This is a genomic window from Streptomyces sp. GS7 (assembly GCF_009834125.1).
Classification (GTDB): domain Bacteria; phylum Actinomycetota; class Actinomycetes; order Streptomycetales; family Streptomycetaceae; genus Streptomyces.
Map to the genome: position 1 here is coordinate 6,040,557 of NZ_CP047146.1, position 20,555 is coordinate 6,061,111.

At 73.7% G+C, this 20,555-nt stretch carries 15 protein-coding genes and 1 pseudogene; 12 read left to right on the top strand and 4 right to left on the bottom strand.

Going from position 1 to position 20,555, the window contains the following annotated elements; genetic code table 11:
• Window positions 1–36 precede the first annotated feature (36 nt).
• From egtA to GR130_RS26355, 6 genes are all read left to right on the top strand, one after another.
• Window positions 37–1,374: an ergothioneine biosynthesis glutamate--cysteine ligase EgtA gene (gene egtA / locus GR130_RS26330; RefSeq protein ID WP_159507012.1), complete on the top strand. Its 1,338-nt coding sequence runs from the start codon at window positions 37–39 to the stop codon at window positions 1,372–1,374.
• Complete coding sequence (gene egtB / locus GR130_RS26335; protein WP_159507013.1) at window positions 1,371–2,696, top strand: ergothioneine biosynthesis protein EgtB; 1,326 nt, start codon at window positions 1,371–1,373, stop codon at window positions 2,694–2,696. The genes egtA and egtB overlap by 4 nt, the downstream gene beginning before the upstream one ends.
• Window positions 2,696–3,451, top strand: coding sequence for an ergothioneine biosynthesis protein EgtC (gene egtC, locus GR130_RS26340; protein ID WP_159507014.1), 756 nt, complete (start codon window positions 2,696–2,698; stop codon window positions 3,449–3,451). The genes egtB and egtC overlap by 1 nt, the downstream gene beginning before the upstream one ends.
• The gene (gene egtD / locus GR130_RS26345) at window positions 3,448–4,410 is read left to right on the top strand and encodes an L-histidine N(alpha)-methyltransferase (protein ID WP_159507015.1); all 963 of its coding nucleotides are present in this window, start codon (window positions 3,448–3,450) and stop codon (window positions 4,408–4,410) included. Before egtC ends, egtD begins: the two co-directional genes overlap by 4 nt.
• Before the next feature lie 110 nt (window positions 4,411–4,520).
• Window positions 4,521–5,453, top strand: a complete 933-nt coding sequence (locus GR130_RS26350) for a phosphatidylinositol-specific phospholipase C (protein WP_159507016.1) — start codon at window positions 4,521–4,523, stop codon at window positions 5,451–5,453.
• A 229-nt stretch (window positions 5,454–5,682) separates the two neighbouring features.
• Window positions 5,683–6,735, top strand: a complete 1,053-nt coding sequence (locus tag GR130_RS26355; RefSeq protein WP_159507017.1) for a trypsin-like serine peptidase — start codon at window positions 5,683–5,685, stop codon at window positions 6,733–6,735.
• On the opposite strand, the pseudogene GR130_RS26360 reads toward GR130_RS26355, so the two are convergent.
• Window positions 6,732–7,812 (bottom strand): annotated as a pseudogene (locus tag GR130_RS26360) (phosphatidylinositol-specific phospholipase C domain-containing protein). The gene GR130_RS26355 and the pseudogene GR130_RS26360 sit on opposite strands and share 4 nt — an antisense overlap.
• 176 nt (window positions 7,813–7,988) lie before the next feature.
• Between GR130_RS26360 and GR130_RS26365 the strand changes: the two are divergent.
• On the top strand, window positions 7,989–8,540 hold the full coding sequence (locus GR130_RS26365) for a DUF2165 domain-containing protein (RefSeq protein ID WP_159507018.1): 552 nt from the start codon (window positions 7,989–7,991) through the stop codon (window positions 8,538–8,540).
• Window positions 8,541–8,622: 82 nt separating this feature from the next.
• Here GR130_RS26365 and GR130_RS26370 read toward each other — a convergent pair whose 3' ends face one another.
• Window positions 8,623–11,808: a cytochrome P450 gene (locus tag GR130_RS26370; protein ID WP_159507019.1), complete on the bottom strand. Its 3,186-nt coding sequence runs from the start codon at window positions 11,806–11,808 to the stop codon at window positions 8,623–8,625.
• Window positions 11,809–11,955: 147 nt separating this feature from the next.
• Here GR130_RS26370 and GR130_RS26375 point away from each other — a divergent pair, with 147 nt between their 5' ends.
• From GR130_RS26375 to GR130_RS26395, 5 genes are all read left to right on the top strand, one after another.
• Window positions 11,956–12,750, top strand: a complete 795-nt coding sequence (locus GR130_RS26375) for a PAS domain-containing protein (RefSeq protein ID WP_443043666.1) — start codon at window positions 11,956–11,958, stop codon at window positions 12,748–12,750.
• Between the two features lie 73 nt (window positions 12,751–12,823).
• Window positions 12,824–13,285 (top strand): universal stress protein, encoded by a 462-nt coding sequence (locus tag GR130_RS26380; RefSeq protein ID WP_159507020.1) that lies wholly within the window; start codon window positions 12,824–12,826, stop codon window positions 13,283–13,285.
• 94 nt (window positions 13,286–13,379) lie between these two features.
• Window positions 13,380–13,595, top strand: a complete 216-nt coding sequence (locus GR130_RS26385; protein WP_159507021.1) for a dodecin — start codon at window positions 13,380–13,382, stop codon at window positions 13,593–13,595.
• 119 nt (window positions 13,596–13,714) lie between these two features.
• On the top strand, window positions 13,715–15,154 hold the full coding sequence (locus tag GR130_RS26390; RefSeq protein WP_159507022.1) for an amino acid permease: 1,440 nt from the start codon (window positions 13,715–13,717) through the stop codon (window positions 15,152–15,154).
• A gap of 171 nt (window positions 15,155–15,325) precedes the next feature.
• On the top strand, window positions 15,326–17,704 hold the full coding sequence (locus GR130_RS26395) for a GH92 family glycosyl hydrolase (protein WP_159507023.1): 2,379 nt from the start codon (window positions 15,326–15,328) through the stop codon (window positions 17,702–17,704).
• Window positions 17,705–17,752: 48 nt separating this feature from the next.
• Here GR130_RS26395 and GR130_RS26400 read toward each other — a convergent pair whose 3' ends face one another.
• Window positions 17,753–17,965: an EF-hand domain-containing protein gene (locus GR130_RS26400; protein ID WP_159507024.1), complete on the bottom strand. Its 213-nt coding sequence runs from the start codon at window positions 17,963–17,965 to the stop codon at window positions 17,753–17,755.
• Window positions 17,966–18,045: 80 nt separating this feature from the next.
• Window positions 18,046–20,517 (bottom strand): excinuclease ABC subunit UvrA, encoded by a 2,472-nt coding sequence (uvrA, locus tag GR130_RS26405; protein ID WP_159507025.1) that lies wholly within the window; start codon window positions 20,515–20,517, stop codon window positions 18,046–18,048.
• Window positions 20,518–20,555: the final 38 nt, after the last annotated feature.

The window sequence follows — 20,555 nt, forward strand, 5'->3', positions numbered from 1 at the left end:
CAATCCAGCCGCCGCCCCGGAGGGGAGAGGGAAGCGATGCGCGTACGGCCGGCAGTGTCGGAAGCGGAACTTGAGGCCCACCTGCACGGGATCTGTTTCAAGACGGGACCGCCTCGCCGCATAGGCGTCGAGATCGAGTTCCTGGTGCATGACGCGCGCAACCCCCGATGTCCGGTCGAACCGTCCCGGATGCGCGCCGCGGCAGCCGCACTGCGTGCCCTGCCCCTCCATTCCTCCCTCAGCTTCGAACCCGGCGGCCAGCTGGAGCTCAGCTCGCTGCCCGCCACCTCGCTCAGCGCCTGCGTCGCGTCCGTCACGGACGATCTGGCACGGGTCCGGCCCGCGATGCGGGACCTGGGCCTCGGCATCGCGGGCCACGGCCACGATCCGTGGCACTCCCCCCGGCGGATCCTCAACGAGCCGCGCTATGACGCCATGGAGGCGTATCTCGACCGGTGGGGCCCGGCCGGGCGCTCCATGATGTGCGCCACCGCGTCCGTACAGGTCTGCGTGGACGCCGGGTACGAGGAACCGGGGACGCTGGGGCTCGGCAGGCGGTGGGTGCTGGCGCACCTGCTGGGCGCGGTGCTGTCCGCCGCGTTCGCCAACTCGCCGGTCAGCGAGGGGATCCCGACCGGCTTCCGCACCACCCGCCAGGCCGTCTGGTCGCAGCTCGACCCGGGCCGGACGCTCGCCCCGCCGCTGGGCCCCGACCCGCGCGCCGCGTGGTCCCGCTATGTGCTGGACGCCCCGGTGATGTGCATCCGCAGCACGGACGGCCCCTGGGACGCGCCGCCGGGCCTCACCTTCCGCGAGTGGATCCGTACCGGCGTGCCCCGCCCCCCGACCCGGGAGGACCTCGACTACCACGTGACCACGCTCTTCCCGCCCGTACGGCCGCGCGGCCATCTGGAGCTGCGCATGATCGACGCGCAGCCCGGCGACGCCGGGTGGATCGTTCCGCTGGCCGTCACGGCGGCGCTGTTCGACGATCCTGAGGCGTCCGAGCATGCCTACCGGATCGTCAAGCCCCTTGCGGAGACGGCCGGTTCGCATCCCGCACCACGGAATCCGCTGTGGCGGCGGGCGGCCCGGGGCGCGCTGACCGACCCCGAGCTGCGCACCGCCGCGGTGGCCTGTTTCGCGGCGGCGCAGGAGGCGCTGCCCCGGCTGGGGGCCCCGGCCGGCGTCCGCGCGGCGGTCGCGGAGTTCACCGAGCGCTATGTGGCGCGCGGCCGGTGCCCCGCGGACGACCGCCTCGACGCGCTGCACGCGGCGGACGGCACCGGCCGCACCGACCACGGCAGGGCCGGCGAAGGCGCCCCCGGCACCGCGGCCCGCAACCGCCTCACCCTTGGGAAGGACAGCCAGTGACCACCGATTCCGAGTCGCTCCGGGAGCGCGCGGCGGCGGCACTGCTCGCCGCCCGCGACCGTACCCGTCTACTGACCACCTGCGTCGAGGACCCCGATCTCGTCGCCCAGCACTCGCCGTTGATGTCCCCGCTGGTGTGGGACCTGGCCCACATCGGCAACCAGGAAGAGCAGTGGCTGCTGCGCACCGTCGGCGGCCGGGAGGCGCTCCGTCCGGACATCGACTCCGTCTACGACGCCTTCGAGCATCCGCGCGCCGAACGCCCCACCCTGCCGCTGCTGGGCCCCGGCGAGGCACACGGCTATGTCGCCGAGGTCCGCGGCCGGGTGCTGGACGTCCTGGAGCGCACCCCGTTGCACGGCGGACCGCTGCTGGACTCCGGCTTCGCCTTCGGGATGATCGCGCAGCACGAACAGCAGCACGACGAAACGATGCTGATCACCCATCAGCTGCGCCAGGGGCCCGCCGTGCTCACCGCGCCCGAGCCCCCGGCCGCCCCCGGAGTCCGCCCGCCGTCCGAAGTCCTCGTCCCCGGCGGGCCGTTCACCATGGGCACCTCCACGGAACCCTGGGCACTGGACAACGAGCGGCCCGCGCACCGCCGGGAGGTGCCCGCGTTCCTGCTCGACACCACCCCGGTCAGCAACGCCGCGTACCAGCGCTTCATCGAGGACGGGGGCTACGGCGAGCCGCGCTGGTGGGCGCCGGAGGGCTGGGCGCAGGTGCGCGAACACCGCCTGCGCGCACCGCTGTTCTGGCGGCGCGAGGGAAACCAGTGGCTGCGCCGCCGGTTCGGGGTGACCGAACCGGTGCCGCCGGACGAACCGGTGCTGCACGTGAGCTGGTACGAGGCGGACGCCTATGCGCGCTGGGCCGGCCGGCGGCTGCCCACCGAGGCCGAGTGGGAGAAGGCGGCCCGGCACGACCCGGCGGCCGGTCGGGCGATGCGCTACCCGTGGGGCGACGAGGATCCGACCCCGGCGCACGCCAACCTCGGCCAGCGGCATCTGCGCCCGGCCCCGGTCGGCAGCTACCCGGAAGGACAATCCCCCCTCGGCGTATACCAGTTGATCGGCGATGTCTGGGAGTGGACGTCGAGCGATTTCCTCCCCTACCCCGGCTTCGCCGCCTTCCCCTACCGGGAGTACTCGGAGGTGTTCTTCGGCAACGCGTACAAGGTGCTGCGCGGCGGCTCCTTCGCGGTCGACCCGGTGGCCTGCCGCGGCACCTTCCGCAACTGGGACCTGCCGATCCGGCGGCAGATCTTCGCCGGGTTCCGCACCGCCCGGGACGCCGGACCGGACGCTCCGGGATCCCTCTGATGTGCCGTCATATGGCCTATCTGGGACCGGAGATACCGTTCGGGCAGATCGTGCTGGCGCCGCCGAACGGGCTGTACCGGCAGTCCTGGGCGCCGCGCCGCCAGCGGCACGGCACGGTCAACGCGGACGGCTTCGGGGTCGGCTGGTACGCGCCCGGCGACCCGGTTCCCGCCCGCTACCGCCGGGCCGGCCCGATCTGGGCCGACGAGCAGCTGCCGGACCTGGCCCGGGTGGTCCGCACCGGCGCGGTGCTCGCCGCCGTACGGGACGCGACCGTGGCCGGTGCGGACGCCGAGGCGGCAGCCGCGCCGTTCGCCGCGGGCCGGTACCTCTTCAGCCACAACGGCGCGGTGGCCGGCTGGCCGGACACGCTCGCCCCGCTGGCGGCCGAGCTGCCGGCCGTGGAGCTGCTCCGCCTCCAGGCGCGCTGCGACACCGCTTTCCTGTGGGCGCTGGTCCAGCACCGGCTGACCCTCGGCGACGACGTGGACGAGGCGCTGGCCGGCACGGTCCGGGCGGTGGCACGAGCCGCGCCCGGCTCCCGGCTCAACCTGCTGCTGACCGACGGCACCGCCATCGCCGCCACCTCGTGGGGCGACACCCTCTGCCACCTGGCCGTGCCCGGCGGCGGCCGGGTCGTCGCCTCCGAGCCCTACGACGACTCCCCCCACTGGACCGAGGTCCCCGACCGCACGCTGCTGCGCGCCACCCGCAGCGACGTCCACCTCACCCCGCTCAAGGAGCCCGCAACGTGAGCCCCCTCAGCATCACCCGCACCCTCCCCGCCGACGCCACCGCGGCCGCGCTCCGCGCCGACGTCTCCCAGGGCCTGACCGCCACGCCGAAGCAGCTGCCGCCCAAGTGGTTCTACGACGCCCGCGGCAGCAAGCTGTTCGACGAGATCACCACGCTCCCCGAGTACTACCCCACCCGCGCCGAACGCGAGATCCTGCTCGCCGTCGCGGACCGGATCGCCGCGGCCACCCGTGCCCGCACCCTCATCGAGCTGGGCTCCGGCTCGTCCGACAAGACCCGCCATCTGCTGCGGGCGCTGACCGACCTGGACACCTATCTCCCCATCGACGTCAGCGAGTCGGCGCTGCGGGAGGCCGGCGAGGCGCTGCTCGCCGAGCACCCGGGCCTCACCGTGCACGCGCTGGTCGCCGACTTCCAGCAGGGCCTCGCGCTGCCGCCGGCGCCCGGCCCCCGGCTGCTCGCCTTCCTGGGCGGCACCATCGGCAACCTGCTCCCGGACGAGCGCGCCGACTTCCTGCGCTCCGTCCACGACCTGCTCTCCCCCGGCGACGCCCTGCTGCTGGGCACCGACCTGGTCAAGGACGAGGCCACGCTCGTCGCCGCGTACGACGACGCGCGCGGGGTGACCGCCGCCTTCAACAAGAACGTCCTGGAGGTCGTCAACCGCGAACTGGGCGGCGACTTCGACCCGGCGGACTTCGACCACGTCGCGCTCTGGAACGCGGAGCACGAATGGATCGAGATGCGGCTCCGGGCCCGCGAGGAGCTGACCGTGAAGATCCCGGGCATCGATCTGGCGGTGCCGTTCGCGGCCGGCGAGGAGCTGCGGACCGAGGTCTCCGCGAAGTTCCGCAAGGGCCGGGTGCGGGACGAACTTCGCTCCGCCGGGCTGGAGTTGACGGAGTGGTGGACGGACGAGGCCGGCCGTTTCGCGCTGTCCCTCGCCATCCGGAACTGACAGCCGGGTAGCCCCGTCCCCCGTCGATGTGATGCGATGCCCCGATCGTGTGTTCGCGCGCTCCAGGGCGCGCGGCCGGTCGCGCACGGACTCGACGGAGGGGCAGGGGGATGGGGCTGGATCGGCGGGGATTCCTCAGGGGCGCGGCGGGGCTGTCCGCCGCCGGATTACTGGCAGGCACCGGCGGCGGGCAGTCCACGGCTGCGGCGGCGTCCCGAAAGCGCAGCCGCCGTCGCGCGCTCTCCGTACCGGACTGGATGTCGGCGCTCGGCGACGCCACCCCCGTCCAGCGGCTGACCATCCCCGGCACCCATGACTCCGGCGCCCGCCACGGCGGCCCGTGGGTCGCCTGCCAGAACGCCCCCGTAGCCGACCAACTGGCCGGCGGCATACGGTTCCTGGACGTCCGGTGCCGGGCCATCGACGACGTCTTCGCGATCCACCACGGCGCCTTCTACCAGGAGCTGATGTTCGGCGACGTGCTCGACGCCTGCCGGTCGTTCCTCCGGGCGCACCCCTCCGAGACGGTGCTGATGCGCGTCAAGCAGGAGTACTCGGAGGTCTCCGCCGCGGAGTTCCGCCGGATCTTCGGCATCTACCTGGACGCGAAGGGCTACCGCCCGCTGTTCCGGCTGGAGCCCGACCTGCCGACGCTGGGCCGGGCCCGGGGCCGGGTCGTCCTGCTGGCCGACTCCGACGGGCTGGGCGGCGTCCGGTACGCCGACCCGCGGCTCTTCGACATCCAGGACGACTACATGACCGAGCCGTTCGGGAAGTGGCCCAAGATCGAGGCGCAGTTCCGCAAGGCCGTCGCGCAGCCCGGGAAGCTCTTCGTCAACTACGTCAGCACCGCCGCCCTGCTGCCGCCCCGCTCCAACGCGGACCGGCTCAACCCGCAGGTCAAGACCCTGCTGGAGAGCGCGGAGGGCAACGGCTGGCGGGGGCTGGGCATCGTCCCGATGGACTTCCCGAACGAGTTCGGGCTGGCCCGGACGCTGATCGGGCACAACCTGGCGGGCCGGGGCGTCACCCTCGTGGGCTAGGCCGGGGCCGGCGGCGCGACCGTCCGCCCCGCGCTCCCCGGAACCGCCGTAGAACGGGCGTCCCGGAAGCCGGTTCCGCCACCGCGGAACGTGACGATCCGCATGATCCGCCGCCGGGACCGAACCACCGCGGGCCGCCGTGCATCAGACTGGTTGAAATGTCTGGATCCGGCGGCGCCCTCCCCCTCACGACACGGTGCCCCGGGCTGATGCAACGAGGCGACACCAGGTGGACACGAGCGATCGCGGGCTCACGACGACGGCACAGGACGCGGACCGGGCGGCCGAACCGTCGGGCGGACCCGCCCCGCCCGAGTGCCCGCGCCCGGCCCGGCGCATCCGCACGGGGCGGTCCCGCTCCGGCGTGCCGCTGCGGGCCACCCTGGCGCTCGGACTGCTGACGGTCGTCGTGGGCGGCGCGGCGCTGGCGCTGGGAGCCACCCAGCGCGATCCGTTCGTGGCGCCCGGGAACCCCGCCATGGGGACGTACACCGCTTCCCGTTCCATCGGTGACCAGGCCGCCGCGGCGGTCCTGGCCGGGCCGTACAAGGAGCGCCCCGGCCCGCCGGTGACCAGCGTGCGCAGCGCCGCCGGCAGCCCGGCGCCGCTGCCCGCCTCCCGGCCCCTGACGGCGACCCCGGCGGCCCCCGCGCCGCCGATCGGCGCGCTGTTCTCGCCCGGTGACGACGGCGCCCCCGCCCACTACTGCACCGCGAGCGTGGTGGACGCCCCCTCCGGGAACCTCATCGTCACCGCCGCGCACTGCGTGTACGACGGCGGATTCCGCACCCGGCTGGTCTTCGCGCCGGGTCTGCACGACGGGATCGCGCCGTACGGCCTGTGGGTGGCCACCCGCGTCGACGTCGACCCCCGCTGGATCAGCGACCGGGACCCGGACCGCGATGTGGCGTTCGTGCAGGTGCGCCGGCACGGGCGGTCGGACGAGCGGATCGAGGACGTCACCGGGGCCGAGCGGATCCGGTTCGGCGCGCCGCCCGGCCGCCCGGCCCAGCTGACCGGCTACCCCGGCGACAACGACACCCCGCTCACCTGCCGGCACACCGCCGACGCCCAGGGCCCCGGCCAGCTCCGCTTCCCCTGCCCCGGATTCCCGACCGGTACGAGCGGCGGCCCGATGCTCACCGACCTCGATCCGGAGACCGGCACCGGCTCGCTGATCGGGGTGATCGGCGGCCTGGACGAGGGCGGCGACGACGCGACGTCGTACAGCAGCCGGTTCGGGGACGCCGTGGCGGCGCTCTACCACCGGGCCGCGTCCTAGGGTCCGTCCGGCGCGTAGCGGCCGGGCGGACCGCCCGGCTGTGCGGTGCCGCGCGGCAGCACCGCCGACAGGACCGACGGGAGCGGGTACCAGTCGGCGGTGGCGAAACTGGCGTGGGCGGCGGCGAGTTCGCGCACCCGGGCCAGCGCCTCGGCCTCGGTGGGGTGGGTGGGGTCGAGGGCCGGCGGGACCTTGTGGGCGTCGGTCATGACGAGGAGGTAGTGCCGGGCGTCGTACCAGGCGGTGTCGATGGTGCCGTCCAGGTAGGTCGCGGCATCGCCGTCGAAGACCACGAACCAGGGGCGCAGGGCCGGGTCGGCGTAGCGGTCGCGGGGGTCTCCGGGAGCCGCTCCGTGGACGGCGGGGAACGCCGTGGACCGGTGCAGCTCGCCCCGGGCGGCCAGGTCCTTGAGGTGGGTGGCGTATGCGACGTCGGTCCGCAGTCGGTCGAGCGGGTTGTGCTCCTCGACGGTGCCCGGTATCAGCTCGAAGAGGAACCTGCCGGCGAGGTCGGCGCGCGCCGGCCAGCCGCCGGCCCGGACCGCCTCGTCGGGTGTGGCGTGGCCCGCGGTCAGGTCACCGGGTCCGTAGACCGTCTCGCCCAGCTTCTCCCGTACGAGCGCGTCGAATTCGGCCGGTCCCCGGCCGCCCTTGGCGTGGAAGCCGTCCTTCATCTCCGTCTTGACGAGGATCGGGCGGTGACCGGGGTGCGCGTCGTGCCAGGCCCGCAGGTCGGCGAGGCAGCCGGCGAAGTCCTGGTCGCGGTGGCCGGTGCGCAGCTCGGCGGCGCCGGTGGCGCCGACGCAGTTGCTGTCGCTGCCCAGGGGGTTGCTGTGCGAGACCCGCCAGGACGAGCCGAGGCCGTTGGTCCAGACGTCGACCTCGACGAGCGAGGCTCCGGAGTCCAGCGCGTCCGCGAAGTAGGGGGTACTTGGCCTTCTCGTAGGCGTTGTGCACGCCCACCGCCGTACTGGTGCCGTAGCCCGTCGGGGCGGCGGCACCGGCGCCCGTCGGGCCGGCCGCCGCGATCACCGCCGCAGCGGCGGCCACCGTCCCCGCACGCCTCTCGTCGTCCATGAGCCCCGCTCTCCCGATGTCCCGTCATGCCCCGGGGCCTGTCCGGTGGGTCGGGCCCCGAACCGATCGGGGAGCAGCGTACGGGAGGTGCCGGGCGCGGCGGCGGCGCGATTACGGACAATGGTCCGAGTGCGGCCGGGTGGCCGCGCGAGTGACGCTCTGGAGGAGTTGTGCGGGTGAGGGAACGCGGGGGAATACCGGCGGCGGGCACGGGCCTGACGTCGGCGGCGGCCGTGCTGACCGGGACGGTCGCGCTCTATGTCGCGCTGGTCGTCTTCGGGAACATCACGGACTTCGGTACCAACCAGCAGTATGTGCGGCATGTCCTGGCGATGGACACCACTTTCCATGACCCGGATCTGATGTGGCGGGCCATCACCTCGCACACACTGCAGGACGCGGCGTATGTGGCCATCATCGCCTGGGAGTCGGTGGCGGCGCTGGCCCTGCTGGCCGCCACGGTGCTGTGGGTCGTGGGGGCGCGCCGCGGCGACCTGGACCGCGCCCGGCGGGTGGCGACCGCGGGGTTGCTGATGGTGCTGGTGCTGTTCGGGGCGGGGTTCCTGGCGATCGGCGGGGAGTGGTTCTCGATGTGGCAGTCGAAGCAGTGGAACGGGGTCGAGGCCGCGGTGCGCAACTTCACCGTGGCGGGGATCGTGCTGCTGGTGATCCACCTGCCGGGGGCGTCGGGACGGCCGCGGCAGGCCGCGCAGGAACCGTCCGCCTGACCGGCGGCGGCCTGCCACCGCGGCCCCGGTGCGTCCGCGGCGTCCAGTCCGCTTGACGCACCGGGGCCGTGCCGGCGGTGGCTCAGCCCGCCGCGTACACGTCCTCGATGTACCGCCCGGAGGCGGTCAGTTCACGCAGCCACGCCTCCGACTCCTGCGCCGACGCGCCGGTCTGCGCGCCGTGCAGCTCGCGGAAGGCGGCCCGTACGCCAGGAGCCATCCGGCTGCCGTCGCCGCAGACGTGGACCCGGGCCCCGGCCTGGAGGAGCGCCCACACCTCGGCGCCCTCGGCAGCGATCCGGTGCTGGACGAAGCGGTGGCCGTGCTGCGGGCGGGCACTGAAGACGGGGCGCACCAAGACCGCGCCGGCCTCCTGGGCCGCGGCGAACTCGGCGGCGTGCAGGTAGTCGCCGTCGGGGTCGTCGCAGCCGAAGTAGAGCCGGGCGGGGGCGGTCTGGCCGGCCGCGACGCGGTCGGCGACGGCCCCGCGGAACGGCGCCAGCCCGGTGCCGGCCGCGACCATGATGACCGGGGTGTCCTCGGCGGGGTCGAGGCGGAACGCCTCGCGGCACGGCTGGACGCGGGCCAGCACCGTGTCGCCGGGCCGCAGGGTGTGCAGATAGGTGGAGCCGGTGCCGCCGGGCAGCAGCGAGACCATCAGATCGGCGTGGCGCGGGTCGCCGGCGGGCGAGGAGGACAGGGAGTAGTGCCGGGTGCGGAGCGGCGGCAGCAGCTCCAGGACCACCGGCCAGGGCAGCGCGCCGCGCAGCGCGGGGTGGGCCTCGATCAGCTCGACGACGGTGCGCGGATCGTCCTCGGGGAGGGCTTCCAGCGCCAGGCGCTCGGGCGGGCAGGGGTTGTGGGCGGCCAGCAGGGCGACCTGTTCGGCCGTCGGACGGGAGCCCAACTCCAGGTGGTTCGCGAGGAGTTGGCGTACGGCGAGCGGCCGGTCGACGGGGAGGGTGTCGCGTGCCGGGCGGCCGGCGGGCGCGCCCAGGGACAGCACGGTGTCCGGGTCGGCGCCGAGCGCCGCGGTGGCTCGGGCCACCGCCTCCGGGGTGTTGACGGGCAGTACGGCGAGGTGGTCGGCGGTGCGGTAGGAGGTGCCGTCCGGGAGGGCGATGCGCAGGAACCGCTTGGGGCGGGGCCAGTCCGGGGCGGTGAGGTCGTACGCCTCGGTGACGGTCATCGCGGTGAGCTCGTGCCGGGCGGCGAGCGCGTCGAGCGGGCCGCCGGTGACCTCCGCGACGGTGTAGCCAGCGCCGTCGGCGGTCGGGGTGCCCGCGCCGATACTCGCCGGGTCGCCGTAGCGGGTCAGCAGCTCCGTGCGCAGTGCGGCGCCGAACTCCTTCACGGACGCGGCCAGTTGGCCGGAGGCGTCGGCCTCGCCGCGGGGCAGCAGCCGCCGGCCGCCGAGTGCGGCCAGCCGGTCGTCGATGAGGGTGGGCACCTGCTGGTAGGTGGCGGCCCAGTTGCGGTCGCCGACGCCCAGGACGGCGTACGGGACCTCGGACGCGGCACCGTCCGGAGCGGTCCGGAGCCAGTCCACGAACGCCATCGCATCGTCCGTCGGCTGCCCGTTGTAGGACGCGGCGACGATGACGGCGGGGCGGTCGGCGGGCAGCACGCCGGCGTAGGCGTCGAGCGGGGCGACCTCGGGCGCGAAGCCCAGCACGGCGGCCTCGTCGGCGAGCCGCTCGGCGAACTCCCGGCAGGTGCCGTAGTTGGTGCCGTGCAGCAGGAGCAGCCCGGTGTCCTGCGGGACGCGGGTGGGCAGTTGGTCGTCGGCCGCGGCGTCCACCGTCCCGCCGTCGGCCGCGGCACCGGGCAGCACGGCCAGCGCGGCGCGGACCGCGGCCCGGTCGGCGGGCGTGCGGGCGGCGAGGGTGAGCGTGAAGCCGTCGGGCTTGAGGGTGAGCGTCTCCTTGATGCGCAGCCGGTAGCCGGCGTGGTCGATCAGGCGGTAGCGGTGGACGAGGAGGGCCAGCAGCATCGTCGCCTCGTGGAGCGCGAACTGCCGTCCGATGCAGGCGCGTTCACCGGTGCCGAACGGCTTGTAGGCGTGCGGCGAGCGGGCCGCCTCGGCCTCCGGGCTGAAGCGGAACGGATCGAACAGGTCGGGGTTGTCGCCCCAGACCGGGTCGCGGTGCAGCATCGGCGTGAGGACGGTGACCAGTTCGCCGGCCCGGACCGGGTAGCGTCCGCCGAGCACCGTGTCGGTGCGGGCCTGCCGGCTGAAGAGGGCGGCGGTGGGCCACAGCCGCAGCGCCTCGTTGAGCACCTGCCGGGTGAACGCCAGCTTCCCGATGTCCTCGAAGGACGGGTCGGGATCGGCCTCGTCGCCCCACAGCTCGTCCGCCTCGCGCTGGACCATCCGCAGCGCGAGGGGGTCCTTGAGGAGGTGGTACAGGGCGAAGGAGAGCGCGCCGGAGGTGGTCTCGTGGCCGGCGATCAGGAAGGTGATGACCTGGTTGCGGATGTTGGCGAGGTCCAGCACCGGCCCCTGGCGCCCGTCGCCCTCGCCGGTGGCGGCGAGCATCAGGCCGAGCAGATCGTCCTCGCCGCGGTCACCGCCCGCCGTACGGGCGTCGATCACCTCGTCGACGACGGACGCGAGGTAGTCGGCGTCGGCGCGGAACGCCGCGTCCGCCGCGGAGTGGTCGGTGCCGGGCTTGCGGGCGAACTTGGTCATGCTCCATTCGAGGCAGCGCACCATCGACTCGACGAACGGGTGCGGGGTGTCCCGGGAGAACGACTCGAAGTCGAAGCCGAAGCCGGCGAGCCCGATGGTGTCCAGCGTCATCCGGGTCATGTCGTCCGCGACCTCGACGGGCGTGCCGTCGGCCAGCTTCCGGTCCCAGCTCGCCATGACCCGGCGGGCGACCCTCAGCATCGCCGGGTGGTAGGTCCGCATCGAGCCGAGCGCGAAGGCCGGCATCAGGACCTCGTGCGCCCTGGCCCAGTTCGGCTCGTCGTTGTAGGCGGTGAACAGACCGTCACCGGCGAACTCTCTGACGTCCTCCAGGACGACCGACACGCCCTTGGCGAAGCGGGTCTCGTCGGCTACCTCGGTGACCAGGTCGAGCGAGGACAGGAACAGCGTCTCGCGCTCGCCGAACTTGCGCAGGAACGCCGGGCCGTGGATCCGGGCGAGGTCCATGGCCTGCTGGATGGGCGTCGTGGCGATCCCGGACGCCGTGAGGTCGGCGACCGGGAGGCTCGTCTCGGCGGCTCGTTCGCCCGTCTGGGGCGCGATGGTGTCGGTCATGTCTCCAGCGTGACCCGCCCGGTGTGCGGGGCCGGGCCGGGCAACTGCATGATTGTGCAGTGGTTTATCGCTGAACACTCTTGTGTGCCGGCCCGCGATGGGGCAGCGGCGAGGGCCGGGGCGGGAGAAAGGGAGGGAATCGGGGCGATGGGCACGCGGACGGGCCGGACCGGCGACGGTGCGCCGGACGGCGGCGAGGACGCGTCCGGCACGGGCGCGCGAGGCGGTGCGACCGCACCGGACGGCACGGCGGGCCCGCCCGGCGCGGACCGTGCGCCCGACCCCGCGGCGGGTGCGCACGGCCCGCCCCGGCTCGATCTGTCCGGCCGCTGCGCGGCCACTCCCTACCGCGACTACTTCGGGATGCTGCTGGACCGGGTCCCCACCCCGATCGCGGTGTGCCTGGCCGACGGCGAGGTGCTGGTCGCCAACCCGGCGATGGCCGCCCAGTGGGGCGCCTCCCCCGGGCAGCTGCGGGGCCGCAATCTGCTGGACCAGTTCCGGCCCCGCGACAAGGCGCAGATCACCCGGCTCACCGAGGCACTGCGGCTGGGCCACCGGTCGCGCTACCCGGTGGAGGTGCGCTGGCGGGTCGGCGCCGAAGGGCCCGAGCGGGAGGGCGAGTTGTCGGTGGACCCGGTCGGCGATCCGTCCGTCCGGCCGCCCGCGCTGCTGGTGCTGCTGCGGGTGAACGAGACCGCGCCGGCGCCCGCGCCGCGCGCCGCGGCCAGCCCCGTGGAGGCCCGCATCCTGGCGCTGGCGGCCGGCGGCGCCACCACCGCGTCGATCGGCACCGCACTGGGGCTGACGGTCGACGGCGTCAACTACCACCTCACCCGGCTGGCCCGCCGCTGGCGGGTGCAGGGCCGCACCGCACTCGTCGCCAGGGCGTATGTGCTGGGCGTACTGTCCCCGGACAGCTGGCCGCCCGCCCCCGCGTGACCGGTGGCCGAAGCCCCCCGCCCCGCCGGGCCCGGCAGCCCGCCGCCGCGCGTGTGCGGATAACCTCCGTGGTGTGGAGGAGAACGCAGCAGCGCCGTTCGAGCGCGGAACGGACGGCCCGAAGGTCATCGTCGTCGGCGTCGACGGCTCCGACTCGTCGTGGCGCGCCACCGCCTACGCCGCCGGGCTGGCCCGGCGCCAGGGCTCGAAGCTGGTGATGGTCTACGTGCAGCCGGTGCTGCCGGCCGGAGCGGCGATGGGCGCCCCGGTCGTGGACACCACCACCGAGGTCGCCGAGGAGCTGATGGCCGAGATCCGCAAGGCGACCGACCGGCTGGACGGGATCTACCACCTGCGCTGGGAGTTCCACACCCTGCGTGGGGACCCGTACAGCGGCATGGTGCAGATGGCCGACGAGCTGAAGGCGGACGCGGTGGTGGTCGGCGCCTCGGAGTCCGCCGGGCACCGCATCATGGGATCGGTCGCGGTGCGCCTGGTCAAGGCCGGGCGGTGGCCCGTCACAGTCGTCCCGTAGCCCGCGGCGGCAAGCTCCGCTGGTGGGGTGGGCCGGGCTGAGGCACGGTGGGAGATGGACGGGCGGAGCGCCGCCCCGGCCGAGGGAGACCACCGTGACCGACCGCACCTATCGCGTCACCGAGATCGTGGGGACGTCCCAGCACAGCGTGGACGCCGCGATCCAGAACGGCATCAAGCGCGCCTCCACGACCCTGCGCAACCTCGACTGGTTCGAGATCTGCCAGGTCCGCGGCCATATCGTCGACGGGCAGATCGACCACTACCAGGTCGGACTGAAGGTCGGATTCCGGCTGGAGGACGCCGACTGAAGCCCCGGGGCCGATTGGCGCCCTGACGCCGAGTCGCCTTTCTCCGGGCCCGCCCAGCAGCCATGATGATCCGCCGTCGGACCAGCTCGGTCCGTACGGAGCGTACGGAGGGATCACGCATGGCACGCAGGGGGCTGCGCGAGGGAGCGGGCGTATGGCGCCGTAAACCGATCGAGCACATCGAGGAGCCCGAAGGCACCGCGGGCCAGCAACTGACCCGGGAACTGGGGCTGTGGCAGCTGACCGCCATCGGTGTCGGCGGCATCATCGGCGCGGGCATCTTCACCCTGGCCGGCACCGTCGCCAACGGCACGGCCGGCCCGGCGGTCCTGGTCTCCTTCCTCATCGCCGGCGTGGCCAGCGCCGCGGCGGCCTTCTCGTACGCGGAGTTCGCCGGGCTGATCCCGAAGGCGGGCTCGGCCTACACCTACGGCTACGCGGTGCTGGGCGAGCTGGCCGGCTGGTTCATCGGCTGGGATCTGCTGCTGGAGTACACCGCGATCGTGGCGGTGGTCGCGATCGGCATCTCCGGCTACTTCTCCTTCCTGCTCGGCGAGATGGGGCTCAGGCTGCCGGTCTGGATGCTCGGCGCCCCCGGCACCGGGCCCGGCCACCGGATGGACCTCTTCGCCGCGGTGCTCTGCCTGCTCATCGCGTACCTGCTGACCCTCGGCATCAAGAACGCCGCTCGTTTCGAGACACTCGTGGTCGGCCTGAAAGTGCTGGTCGTCCTGGTCGTCATCGGGGTCGGCTTCCTCCACATCGACACCGCCAACTACCACCCCTTCTTCCCGTTCGGCGTCGGCGGCGCGTTCACCGGCGCGGCCACCGTCTTCTTCGCGGTCTTCGGCTACGACGCGATGAGCACCGCGGCCGAGGAGTCCAAGGACGCCCAGCGCCACATGCCGAAGGCGATCATGTACTCGCTGGCGCTCTCGATGGTCCTCTACGTCCTCGCCTGCCTGGTGCTGACGGGGATGCAGAACTACCGGCACATCGACCCGGAGAGCGGGTTCTCCACCGCGTTCAAGTCGGTGGGCCTGGACGCGCTGGCGGACGTCATCGCGGTCGGCGCGATCATCGGCATCCTGACGGTGATGTTCACCTTCATGCTCGGGGTGACCCGGGTGTGGTTCTCGATGAGCCGCGACGGACTGCTGCCGCAGTGGTTCGCCAAGACCAGTGCCACCCACCACGTGCCGGTCCGGGTCACCTGGATCGTCGGCGTCGCCTCGGCGCTCATCGCGGGCTTCCTGCCGATCGGCGAGGCCGCGGAGCTGACGAACATCGGCATCCTGCTGGCGTTCGTGGTGGTCTGCGTCTCGGTGATCGTGCTCCGCTACAAGCGACCCGAACTGCCGCGCACCTTCCGCACCCCGGGGATGCCGGTGGTGCCCGCGATCGGGGTGTGCTTCTCGCTCTGGCTGATCACCTTCCTGGAGTGGCAGACCTGGGTCCGGTTCGTGGTGTGGTTCCTGCTCGGGCTGGTCGTCTACTTCTCGTACTCCTACCGCCACTCGGGGCTGGCCGCGGTGCAGGGCGCGGACGCGGACACCTGACGCACTTCTGATGCACTTCTGATGGTCCATCAATTGCACCTGACGCGGAACCTCTTCAGGGTGGCCCGACGGAGTGGCCGGCGGCCGGCCGTGCCCCTTGACGCGTCCCCGCGCGACCCGAAGAATGACCGCGCTCCGACAACGTTGTCGGCCCTCCTGGAGGTTCTGTCCATGCCCTGGCTCGGAGGCAATCGACTGCGCACCGCGGGCGCGGTGCTGGCGGCGGCGCTCCTCGGCGGGACGCTCACCGCCCCCGCCGCGCAGGCCGCGCCGCCCGGCGGCCGTCTCACCGACCTGGTCAACCCGTTCATCGGCACCCGGAACGACGGCAACACCTACCCCGGGGCCGCCGTGCCGTTCGGCATGGTGCAGCTCTCCCCCGACACCGGCCACTCCACCGGCTACGGCTACGACGACAGCCGTATCCGCGGGTTCGGCGCGGTGCACCTCTCCGGCGTCGGCTGCGGCGTCGGCGGCGACCTCCCGGTGCTGCCGACCACCGGCGACATCACCGCCACCGACAACGCCAAGTACGCCGCCGCGTACACCCATCACGGCGAGTCGGCCCGGCCCGGCTACTACCGCGTCGGCCTGACCTCGTACGGCGGCATCACCGCGGAGCTGACCGCCACCGCCCGCACCGGCCGGCAGCGCTTCACCTTCCCGGCCACCGGCAAGGCCAATGTGCTGCTCAACTCGGGGCAGTCGCTGCACAAGACGGTCTCCACCCGCGTCGAGGTGCTCGACTCGCGGACCGTCCGCACCGCCATCACCGGCCGCGGCTTCTGCCAGGACACCGCGCCGTACACGGTCTACACCCTCACCCGCTTCAACCGGCCGTTCACGGCGTACGGCACCTGGCACGGGGACAAGGTGACGCCCGGCTCCAGGGCATCCACCGCCACCGGGCACAACGGCGCCTACGTCCGCTTCGACACCCGCAAGGACCGCACCGTCGAGGCGACCACCGCCCTCAGCTATGTGGACGCGACCGGTGCGGCGCGCAACCTCCGAGCCGAGGGCGGGAGTTCCTTCGACCGCACGAAGGCCGCGGCGGACGCGGCCTGGGAGCGCCGGCTGGCCGTGGTACGCACCCAGGGCGGCGACCCGGCACTGCGGCGCACCTTCTACTCCTCCCTCTACCGGTCCTTCCTCGCGCCGAACATCGGCGGCGACGTGGACGGCCGCTACACCGGCTGGGACCAACGCCCGCACCGGGCAACGGGGTTCACCTACTACCAGAACTGGTCGCTGTGGGACACCTACCGCACCCAGACACAGCTGCTGTCGCTGCTCGCGCCGCGCGAGGCGCGCGACATGGCGCTGTCCGTGCTGCGGATCGACAAGGAGGGCGGCTGGCTGCCCAAGTGGGGCTACGGCACGGTCGAGACCAACATCATGACCGGCGACCCGGTCACCCCGTTCCTCACCAATGCCTATCGGCAGGGGCTGCTGACGGGCCATGAGGAGGAGGCGTACGCGGCGCTGCGGAAGAACGCCGACCGGGTGCCGCCGGCCGCCTCTCCGGCCGTCGGGCGGGAGGCCAATGTCCCGTATGTGAAGAACGGTTACGTCCCCTACCTCAAGGGGCGCCCGCACACCAAGCCCGGGGACTCCGACTTCGACCACGGCGCCTCGGCGACGCTGGAGTACGCGCTGTCCGACGCGATGCTGGCGCAGACGGCACGCGACCTGGGCCACCGGGCGGACGCCGGGCGCTATGCCGCCAGGGCGCTCAACTACCGTAGGGTCTTCGACCGTTCGACCGGCTTCTTCCGGGCCAGGGACGGCCGGGGCGCGTTCACCGGACCCTCCGACCCGGCCAGGAGCGAGGGGTTCCACGAGGGCACGGCCTGGCAGTACCAGTGGCTGGTGCCGCAGGACATGCCGGGGATGATGCGGCTGATCGGCGGCCGGGACCGGGTCGACGCCCGGCTGGACTCCTTCTTCGCCTACCCGCGACTGCTCCGGGACCCGGCGCGGACGGCGCGCAAGGTCTGGGTGCACGGCCCCTACGACTACGACAACGCGGACAAGTACAACCCGGAGAACGAGCCCGATCTCACCGCGCCGTACGCCTACTTGTCGACCGGCCGCCCGTGGAAGACCACCGACGTGGTGCATGCCGCGCTGACGCTGTTCACCGACGCCCCCTCCGGAATGACCGGCAACGACGACCTGGGGACGATGTCGGCGTGGATGGTGCTCAGCTCGATCGGGGTGTTCCCGGTGCAGCCCGGCACCGACACCTGGGGCCTGAGCACTCCGGTCTTCGACCGGGTGGATCTGACGCTGGACCGGCGGTACTTCCCGGCCGGGCACTTCACCGTCACGGCGCCCGGCACGTCGGCCACCGACCGGTACATCCGGTCCGTACGGCTCGACGGCACCCCGCACGACCGTACGTACCTCACCACCGCGGAGCTGCGCGCGGGCCGCGAACTGGCCTTCTCCATGGGCGCGCGGCCGACCCGGTGGGGCACCGGTGACCGTGCCGCCCCGCCGCCGGTGGGGACGCCGGAGGCACTCGCCACCACCACGCGGCGGTAGGCCGGGGGCGAGCGCCGAGACCGGGCCCGGGGCCCGGTCTCCCGCGGCTCAGTCCTGGAGGGAGTTCCAGAACTCGTCGAACGACATCCGGCCGTCGCCGTCGCTGTCCTTGGCGTGGATGACCGCCTCGGCCATCGGGCCGGTGACGTACGGGTCCCCCATCTCGGCCATCGCCCGCTTGAACTCGTCCGGCGTGACCTGTCCGTCGCCGTCCGCGTCGAACCGTGCGAACGTCGCCCTGGCCTGCTCTATGTCTGCCACGGGAGGTGCCCCTTCGTCGTGCCGCAGGTCGCTGCGCGCGGTCTGTGCTGGTGATCTGACCCGCGTACATGAGCGGACCGTCAGGATTCGGCCATCCGCCCCCGTCCGCGGTACCGGGCGAGGTAAGGCGCGGTGCGGCTGCCGGGGGCCGCGGCGACCTCGGCCGGGGTGCCGGCCGCGACGATCCGGCCACCCTCCGCGCCGCCGCCGGGCCCCAGGTCGATGACGTGGTCGGCGCCCGCCACCACCCCCATGTCGTGCTCGACGACGACCACGGTGTTGCCCGCGTCGACCAGGCCGTGCAGCTGCCGCAGCAGCACCTCGGTGTCGGCGGGGTGCAGTCCGGTGGTGGGCTCGTCGAGGAGGTAGAGGGTGTGGCCGCGGCGGGCCCGCTGGAGTTCGGCGGCGAGCTTGATGCGCTGGGCCTCGCCGCCGGACAGCTCGGTGGCGGGCTGGCCGAGCCGCAGATAACCGAGGCCGACGTCCTGGAGGGTGCACAGGCTGCGGGCGGCGGCGGGGACGTCGGCGAGGAACGCCGCGGCGTCGTCGACGGTCAGCGCGAGGACGTCGGCGACGGTGCGGTCCCGGTAGGTGACGCGGAGGGTTTCGGGGTTGTAGCGGGCGCCGTGGCAGTCGGCGCAGGGCGCGTAGCTGCCGGGCAGGAAGAGGAGTTCGACGGCCACGAAGCCCTCGCCCTGGCACGTCTCGCAGCGCCCGGCGGCGACGTTGAAGGAGAACCGGCCGGCCGTGTAGCCGCGGGCGCGTGCCTCGTCGGTGGCCGCGAAGACCTTGCGCACCGCGTCGAACAGACCCGTGTAGGTGGCGAGGTTGGAGCGCGGGGTGCGGCCGATGGGCTTCTGGTCGACGCGGACCAGCCGGTCGACGGCCTCCAGGCCCTTGGCGGCGGCCAGTTGCAGACGGGCCTTCGGTCCGGTGTCCCGGTCGCCGGTCTCCGCCTCGGCGTCGGCGGCGGCCCGGTCCGCGCCGAGGTGGTCCCGTACGGCCTCCGCCAGGACCCGGGTGACCAGCGTCGACTTGCCCGATCCGGAGACGCCGGTGACGGCGGTGAAGACGCCGAGCGGGAAGGCGGCGTCCAGGTCACGCAGGTTGTGCAGGGTGGCGCCGTGCAGGGTCAGGGTGCCGGTGCGGGTGCGCGGGGTGCGGCAGGGGGGCGGTGCGGGGGCGAAGAGGAAGCGGCGGGTGGCGGAGTCGGCGGCGTCCGCGAGAGCGGCCACCGGGCCGCTGTGCAGCACCTGTCCGCCGTGCTCCCCCGCCCGCGGCCCGATGTCCACGATCCAGTCGGCGCGCCGCACCACGTCCATGTCGTGCTCGACGACGAAGAGCGAGTTGCCGGCGGCCTTGAGGCGGCCGAGCACGGTGAGCAGGGCCTCGGTGTCGGCGGGGTGCAGGCCCGCGGACGGCTCGTCCAGGACGTAGACGACGCCGAAGAGGCCGGACCGCAGCTGGGTGGCGAGGCGGAGCCGCTGCAGTTCCCCGGCGGAGAGGGTCGGCGCGGGGCGGTCCATGCTGAGGTAGCCCAGGCCGAGTTCGGCGAGCACCTCGATGCGGGCGACCAGGTCGCGGGCGAGCGTCGGGGCCACCCCCTCGTCGGGGCGGTCCGCGGTGGGGCGCAGCAGTGCGGCCAGCGCGCCGAGCGGCAGGGCCGCGAGCGCGGCGATGTCCCGGCCCGCGAAGGTGACGGCCAGCGCCTCGGGGCGCAGCCGCCGCCCGCGGCACACCGGGCAGGGCCCGGCGACCATGAACCCCTGGACGCGCTTGCGCAGCGTGTCGCTCTTGGAGTCGGCGAAGGTGTGCAGGACATAGCGCCGGGCGCTCATGTACTGGCCCTTGTAGGGGCGTTGGATCCGGCCGGCCTCGCGGACCGGGTGGACGGTGACGACCGGCTGTTCGTCGGTGAACAGGATCCAGTCGCGGTCGGCGGCCGGCAGGTCGCGCCACGGCCGGTCGATGTCGTGGCCGAGGGCGGCGAGGATGTCGCGGAGGTTCTTGCCCTGCCAGGCGCCGGGCCAGGCGGCGACGGCGCCGTCGCGGATCGAGCGGTCCGGGTCGGGTACGAGGGAGTCCTCGGTGACGCGATGGACGGTGCCCAGGCCGTGGCACTCCGGGCAGGCCCCGGCCGCCGTGTTGGGCGAGAAGGCGTCGGAGTCCAGCCGCCCGGTCACGCCGTACGGGTAGTCGCCCGCGCGGGAGAACAGCATCCGCAGGGTGTTGGAGAGGGTGGTGACGGTGCCGACCGAGGAGCGGGAGGTGGGCGCGGAGCGCCGCTGCTCCAGGGCGACGGCGGGCGGCAGTCCGGTGATGTCCTCGACCTTCGGCGCGCCGACCTGGTGGATCAGCCGCCGGGCGTACGGGGCGACCGACTCGAAGTAGCGGCGCTGCGCCTCGGCGTAGAGCGTGCCGAAGGCCAGCGAGGACTTGCCCGATCCGGACACCCCGGTGAACGCGACCAGCGCGTCCCTCGGGATGTCCACATCGATACCGCGGAGGTTGTGCTCACGGGCGCCGCGCACCCGTACGTAGGAGTCGGACATGCCTCCATGATCGGGCACGGTGCGCCGGAGCCGGGTAC

What these genes read in the sequence shown, in the direction of transcription:
- egtA (WP_159507012.1), top strand. Translation starts at nt 37, where the DNA reads ATGCGCGTACGGCCGGCAGTGTCGGAAGCGGAACTTGAGGCCCACCTG.
- egtC (WP_159507014.1), top strand. Translation starts at nt 2,696, where the DNA reads ATGTGCCGTCATATGGCCTATCTGGGACCGGAGATACCGTTCGGGCAG.
- GR130_RS26350 (WP_159507016.1), top strand. Translation starts at nt 4,521, where the DNA reads ATGGGGCTGGATCGGCGGGGATTCCTCAGGGGCGCGGCGGGGCTGTCC.
- GR130_RS26370 (WP_159507019.1), bottom strand. Translation starts at nt 11,808, where the DNA reads ATGACCGACACCATCGCGCCCCAGACGGGCGAACGAGCCGCCGAGACG.
- GR130_RS26375 (WP_443043666.1), top strand. Translation starts at nt 11,956, where the DNA reads ATGGGCACGCGGACGGGCCGGACCGGCGACGGTGCGCCGGACGGCGGC.
- GR130_RS26390 (WP_159507022.1), top strand. Translation starts at nt 13,715, where the DNA reads ATGGCACGCAGGGGGCTGCGCGAGGGAGCGGGCGTATGGCGCCGTAAA.
- GR130_RS26395 (WP_159507023.1), top strand. Translation starts at nt 15,326, where the DNA reads ATGCCCTGGCTCGGAGGCAATCGACTGCGCACCGCGGGCGCGGTGCTG.
- uvrA (WP_159507025.1), bottom strand. Translation starts at nt 20,517, where the DNA reads ATGTCCGACTCCTACGTACGGGTGCGCGGCGCCCGTGAGCACAACCTC.